Origin of the sequence: Paenibacillus sp. DMB5 (assembly GCF_001517085.1) — a bacterium.
Taxonomy (GTDB): domain Bacteria; phylum Bacillota; class Bacilli; order Paenibacillales; family Paenibacillaceae; genus Paenibacillus_AQ.
This window is the reverse complement of sequence record NZ_LRAC01000148.1, coordinates 47,211-53,832: the sequence shown is the minus strand read 5'-3', so window position 1 is coordinate 53,832 and position 6,622 is coordinate 47,211. Positions and strand designations below refer to the sequence as shown.

Below are 6,622 nucleotides of genomic sequence, written 5' to 3'. Positions count from 1 at the left end.
CCTGCGGCAGCGGCAGCGCTCAGGCGGGCGTCACGTCCGCCGCAGCAGCGCCAGTTCCTGCGCTGCCGCCGGAGCCTCCGGTGCCGCCGGGGCTGCCGGACTCCGTATCGTCCGGCCTCAGCACTGCCAGGTCATACACCCGTGATCTGCCGTTCACGCTCACAGTCAGCAGGGTATTCCCTGCTGCAACAGCCTGCAGCCTGCCGTCCTTAAAGCCGGCTATACCAGCTTCCGCGAAGCTCCATTCAGCCTGCTCAGTAATGTCTGCGCCAGTCTGATCAAGCACCTGCAGCCCGGCAGCTGTGCCCTGCTTCAGAGTAAACGGCCCCGTCTGCCCGTTAGCCAGCTTCACTGTGAACGGCTTAACGGCAGTTGCGATACCCTGATTCTTCTCGCGGACAGTGAACCCGGCTGCAGGATTTGCCAGCAGGTTCATCCGCTCCCCGCGGATAATCAGATTATCAATCAGCAGGCTGCCGGTTAGGTCAGGCGTCACTTCCACACCGTTTGTGCCTGCCCCGTCAATCACGTTGTCCGTGAGCACAACTCCATCCAGCTTCATATTGCCGTGCACGACCAGTCCCGAGTAGGTACTGTCCAGTATAGTATTGCTGCGGATCTGCACATCGGCATTCAGATTGCTTTCTCCTGCATACAGCCAGATCGCCCCTAAGTTGACGCCATAACCGGAATCATAGCTGCCGGTGCGCAGCAGCGTATTGCGCTCCACCACTGTAGTTCCCTGGAACGGTTCAGCCGAGAAACGGGTCGATACAGCAATACCCGCACCGTTCGTTACGGTGTCTTTAACGATATTATCCTGGATTATGTTGTCCCGGCCGCCAAAGACAACGATATTATCCGCCAGCCAAGGCAGTGCAACGGTATTGAAGCGGGCTGTATTATTGAAGCTTGGCGTCCGCTCGCTGCCGTTAACGTCACTCAGTTTGTCATCGGTAAAAGACCACATGGCAATCCCGTCATCTCCCGGATAACGGATGTCGCTCTGCTCCATCATGCTGTTGCCTGTGCCCACGGCAAAGTTAATGCCGTCCGCCATCAGGTTGCGGATACGCAGGCCGACCATATGCAGGCCGTCTGTCCGGGCTTTCTCGCCTCCCGGCTGGGTCAGCCATAATCCGGCCTTCGTATGCTCGATCCAGACATTCTGGATGAGCGAGCCCTGCCCGAATGCCCCGTGAAAAGCGTTCGTAACTGCCTCATCGTCACGCACATTAATCCCGCCGTCAATCAGGAGATCATGGACGCGGACCTCGCCTCCGTGACCGTAGAACTTGGCCCCGTTCAGCGTTGTGTACCATATCCCTGCCCCTCGGATGTCTGCATTGTCCAGATCAAGCAGTCCGTCGCCCACATTGAAGCTGCCTGCCGGGAACCAGACGCCGCTTCCGGCTGCTTCTGCCGCAGCCAGTGCAGCCTTAAAGCCGGCTGTATCATCGCCCTCATCATCAGGGACTGCGCCGTAATCGGTCACAGACAGATAGCCTTCGGGCATCTCCAGTGCAGGGGCAACCTGCTCCAGCTCTGCCAGATCAATAACATAAGAGGCTGCCTGATCCTGCGCACTTTTCTCCAGACGGATTACAGCGCCTGCCGGAGCATCGCCGATCAGGGCGTGAATCTCGTCAAAGAAGCGGTGCCCGCTGCCCTGACGGGGATCATTTGACCATGGATAGCTGCCGTATTCCCAGGCATATTTGGAGGTCAGGCTCAGCTCCTGCCGTTTGCCGTTCACCACCAGCGTCAGCGTCTCCTGTGCACCTGCCCCGTCCGGACTGTCCGGGATGGAATAACGGAGCACGATGGAATTTGCAGGTTCAGCCAGGGTGAACTCGATGTAATCTCCGGTATTCTTAAGAACTACCGCCTGCCGCCCGGAAGCTTCTGAGGCTACGCTGCGGTATTTGCGGGACGGGCCAATAAGCCCGCCGTTCGTAACGGCATCCTCTGCCTCATAGCTGATATAAGGAACTGTAGCCCCGCGGTAGGCTTTGGCTACACTGTCCCTGACTGTGAGACTGTCAACGTATACCTTGCTCCAGTCTTCACCTCCGCTGCTGATCGTAACGGTGTTAATACCAGCCCTCAGCGCAAGCTTTACACTTACCGTGTGCCAGTCACTGGCAACCGGCAACTTGGCCGCACCCTGCGGAAGCCCGTTCACCGTTACATCCAGGGCTGCATCTGCAGAAGCTGCATACTTATAGCGGAGTACCGCACTATACTCTCCAGCCTGCTCTGCATTTACAGCAAAACGAAGCAGTCCGCTGCCATGAAAGGCATCCTTGCCGGGATACACAATATCCTTGGCCACCGGCACGAAGCTCCACTGCTCGTTGCCGTCCACTGCGAACACAGCGCCCTTGTCTGCGCTGCTGATCAGAGTACGGCCAAGCTTCTCTTCCATATACCACTGCGAGGCCTCCCCGCCGCCGGAAGCCAGCTGGGCAGCACCTTTTGCATCAAGTGAGAGATAATGTCCTGTCTGCATATTTTTAATCCTTTTGCGGCCGTTAACATCCTGCACCAGCCACTCTGCCTTAGCAGTCAAGTCCTTACTGTCTGCATAAACCGGCTGGCCATCCTCCTCTGCAAGGACTTTCCCTGCACGTGATTGCGGTACGATCCTCACAATGTTGGTATCATTTTGCACTGGTGTGGAGGTATCGCTGTTCCGCGCCTCACCGGCCGGACTGTTAAATTCGGCCGGTGCTGCTTCCAGCGCCCACTGCGCAGATGCTTCGCTGTCCAGCAGCAGGGCACGCTCAGCATAGCCGGTTTTATTGCTCAGATTAATCAGTTCATCATCATAATCCCCATATAGACTGCGGATCAGGTAATTCCGGTAATCTGCAGCCAGACTGACTTTCCAGGAAGAGGCACCGTGCGTATCCGGCTCAGCGCTGCTTTCCAGGAACGAATAATCCTCATTCAGCGTCAGATAATGACCGGTGGCCCGGTTCACAATGAACTGACCGCCCGCTCCGTCCGAAATGATCCAGTGCGAGTAACCGTTATCCGCCGCGGGCTGTCCGTACAGCACTACACCATGCTCATTCTCATAGAGGTAGTCGCCGGTCTGTGCATTCTTGAATCTTACCGGATCAGCCGGAACAGCCGGCGGAGCTTCTGTTACCGCTTCGGCGGTGAACTGTGCACTGTCCATACCGGCGGCTCCGGCAGCCTTGCTGATCCTGATGACCGGCTCGCCGTCCGTACCGGATGTACCGTACAGATAATGGCCCGCCCAGGCGCTTTTAATAGTAGAAACGCCCGTTGGCTGCATATCTACCACCCACCGGATGCTGGCCCAGACATCATAGACCGTCTGCTCTGTAGGTACAGCCAGCTCAGGGCTCTCCTGCTCGATAGCCTCTCCGAAATTCTGCAGCGAGAGATATCTGCCTGTGCCCCTGTTCTTAATCTTAACCGCCCCGCCCGCGCCCGGGATTTCCTGCAGCTGCCACACAAAGCTGTCATCCTCCAGGTCAAGCGTACCGTATGTCGCCTGGCCGACCGTCATGTCAACATCAGCAGCGGCAGCAACGTCCGCTACGGAGTGCAAATCTGCCTGCTCCTCATCATTTCCCGGCTTCGTTGTCTGCCGGGCATACACGTCCTCCGTAACCGTAGCGCCGCGTTCTGTCACCTTCCGCTCATTCTCCTGCACAGCCGGAACAGGACCGTCCTGCAAATACTGCCCTTCCCCGTTCACACTGTTAAGTTTGAAGCGGAACAGATCCTGCTTCTTCTCCGTCACCGCGACGAATCTCCATTTCGGGCTGCCCCAATCCGGATTAATGACACCGTACTCGGCATATTTGGTCAGGTTTTGCAGGGAAATATATTTCTCCGGCCGTTTTCCCGGCTCCTTATCGAGCACACTGGAAATAACGTAGGTGCTGTCACCAGTATTTTTTCCGGTCCAGATATAGGCCTGATCCACATTCGCTTTGTCCGCCAGCGGGCTCACCTGGATATGTCCGTCCGGCATCTGCGCTATATTGATGTAGTGGCCGGTCTTACGGTTCTTGAACAGCTTGCGGCCGTTATACTTTTCCACCAGCCACTGGTCAGAGCCGTCCTCCTGCATATTGCCGTATTTCAGCAGCCCTTCCTTGCTCTCGTACCAGTAAAAAGACTGCCAGCCGTTCTGAATCCGGTAATAATGCTCGGCGTTATCTGTCGGAGTGCCTGGGTCCAGCAGCTGCCACTGCGCCGCAAGTGAACTAGCATCCGTACCGGCTCCAGCCCCGCCGCCTGCCAGCATCGCCAGATAGACGCCCGGACTCTGCACATTTTCAATCGTCTGATAATCATCGTAATCATCCGATTCATTGAACACCCACCGGTCGGAAAGCATACTTCCGCTGAGTGTGAGCGCTTTTACCGTATCCCCTGTGTATGAGAGATAATGGCCGCTCGCCGCATTACGTATCCGTTTATGGCCGTCATAATCCTCGGCATACCATAAATAGCTGTTCTCATTTGCCGCATCCGGCGTAATTGCCCCATGAGCTAACATGCCGCCGGAAGCCTCATAGATATAATCCGCCGCCGTCTGCGCATCGGTATAGGCGGCTATCCGCACAGGCTGCAGCCCGGTAACCGGTACGATACTCCACTGCGCACTGTGATTGCCTGCCCAGCCCGGCCAGTTGTTGGAGCGCACATTGTTGTCGTCTCCGTATTGGGGATTCAGCCACAGCTCTTTGCCCCCGTCGGTCAGCCCGTGGTTGCGAAGTGTGATATAGCCTGCCCCGTCTTCACCGGGAGCGGCCTCCTGAATCCATTCACTTAATCCTTTATGCGCCGGATCAATAGCATCAGCAAAAACACCAAACCAGTGCTCCGTGTTCTGCTTGATGTAATGCCCTGTCGCACGGTTGCGGATGGTCAAGGTTCCGGCATTCTCTCCCGGCTCCAGAAACCACTGCGCGGCCTCATTGCCCAGCGCTGCTTTGCCATAAAGGACTTTTCCGTCCTCTTCATACATAACCTGCCCGGGGCGCATCCGGCTCTCCAGCCGCACCGCCGGCGCTGCGCTCAGATCAATAAAAGCCCACTGCGGGCTCTCAAAGGTCACATTAATATCCGAGCTGACCTGGGCATAGCCGAGCTGATTTTCCTGATGGATGACCAACTTGCCCTCGGGCGCAGTAGCACTGCGGATGACCATATAACCGCTTCTGTTCGAAAGATCAATCAGCCACTGTTCGGATGCGCTCCCTCCACCCGCACTAGCCGCTGCTTTCAAGGAATCCTCTTTGCCGGCATTACCGGCGAGTGTGATGTAGTGGCCTGTTTTGACATTTTTGATCCGTGATACACCCTCCGTGGTTTCCACATTCCAATGCGCAGAGGTATCTGCCGGATTCGTCATTCCGTAACGGACGATCCCCCCGCTGGTCTCGTAGAGATAATTGCTTTTCCACTTGTTCTTGATCAGGACTGTGCCTGCCGGAATTTGCCCTGCCCCAGTTCCCCCGGCACCTGCAGCCTCCGCCGGACTTCCTCCCGCGCCAAAAGCAGACAGATCCGGAAGCATAAGCAGCAGCACCAGCAGCCCCGCCACCAGTGACCTGAACCGTTTCATAAATGCGCCCCCTCTAAGCCAAAATGGACTTCCCTTTCATCTTAGGTTGATAGCGTTTGCAAAACGAGGTGTGATTGTACTCGGCACAGGTGTATTTTTACGGATATCTGTCTGGCCGGACAGTATGCTCTATCGTCATAGTCTTATATTAGAGTACAAAAAAACAGCAGCCCCGGAAAAGCAATGTTAAGCTCATCCGGACTGCCCTATATTATAGAAGGAACTTTTTTCCTCCAGCACAGAATGTTTGTTTGCATTCAGGAGAGAGTTTACCGCATAATAATTACCAGATGAAGGTAATCTTCATTTATATACGTTTGTTACCTGGAGGCATTCATGAAGAACAAGACGGATAAAGTTGAAAAAATCGATAAAATCGAACCCCCAAAAATCCCTGACCCCGCTCTTCTGCCGCTGCAGCCTATAGATGCACTGCAGACCAAAGAGGAATACAGCCGCTGCCAGATCAGCGATATTCAACTGGAGTATCAGGAAGCCGAGAAGGTCTCTTTTGACAAGGTATTATTCAAAAATGTTACCATCAGCGAATCCTCACTCCGCGCCATTGAGCTAACGGATGTGATCTTTGAGAACTGCGACCTCTCTAATGTAAATTTCAGTGAAGCCTTCGTCCACCGGACTGAGTTCAGACATTGTAAAATGATCGGAACCGACTTTACCCGCGCCCGCTTCCAGAATGTCTCTGTGATGGATTCACTCTGCGATTTTGCCAGCTTCCGGTTCGGCAAGCTCAAGCTTACCGCCTTCGGGCAGTGCTCACTGAACAGCGCTGATTATTATCAGGCCGACTTTCAGAAAGTAGCGTTTGAGGACTGCAAAATCGACCAGGCCGTCATGGCCGGAGTCAGGCTGAAGGATACCGATCTGAGCAGCTGCGAATTCACCGGACTGCTGGTGGACCTTGAGGACCTGCCGGGCTGCATTATTTCTGCGGATCAGGCGGCTTCTTTTGCCGGGCTGCTGGGCCTTGTCATTAAATAACGG

Annotated in this window: 2 protein-coding genes; one reads left to right on the top strand and one right to left on the bottom strand. The window is 55.3% G+C overall.

Annotated features, from left to right (window positions below):
- Positions 1–19: 19 nt before the first annotated feature.
- Complete coding sequence (locus AWJ19_RS26555; RefSeq protein ID WP_068728242.1) at positions 20–5,617, bottom strand: glycosyl hydrolase family 28-related protein; 5,598 nt, start codon at positions 5,615–5,617, stop codon at positions 20–22.
- Positions 5,618–5,953: 336 nt separating this feature from the next.
- Here AWJ19_RS26555 and AWJ19_RS26550 point away from each other — a divergent pair, with 336 nt between their 5' ends.
- Positions 5,954–6,619, top strand: a complete 666-nt coding sequence (locus AWJ19_RS26550) for a pentapeptide repeat-containing protein (RefSeq protein WP_068728241.1) — start codon at positions 5,954–5,956, stop codon at positions 6,617–6,619.
- The last annotated feature ends 3 nt before the right edge of the window (positions 6,620–6,622 follow it).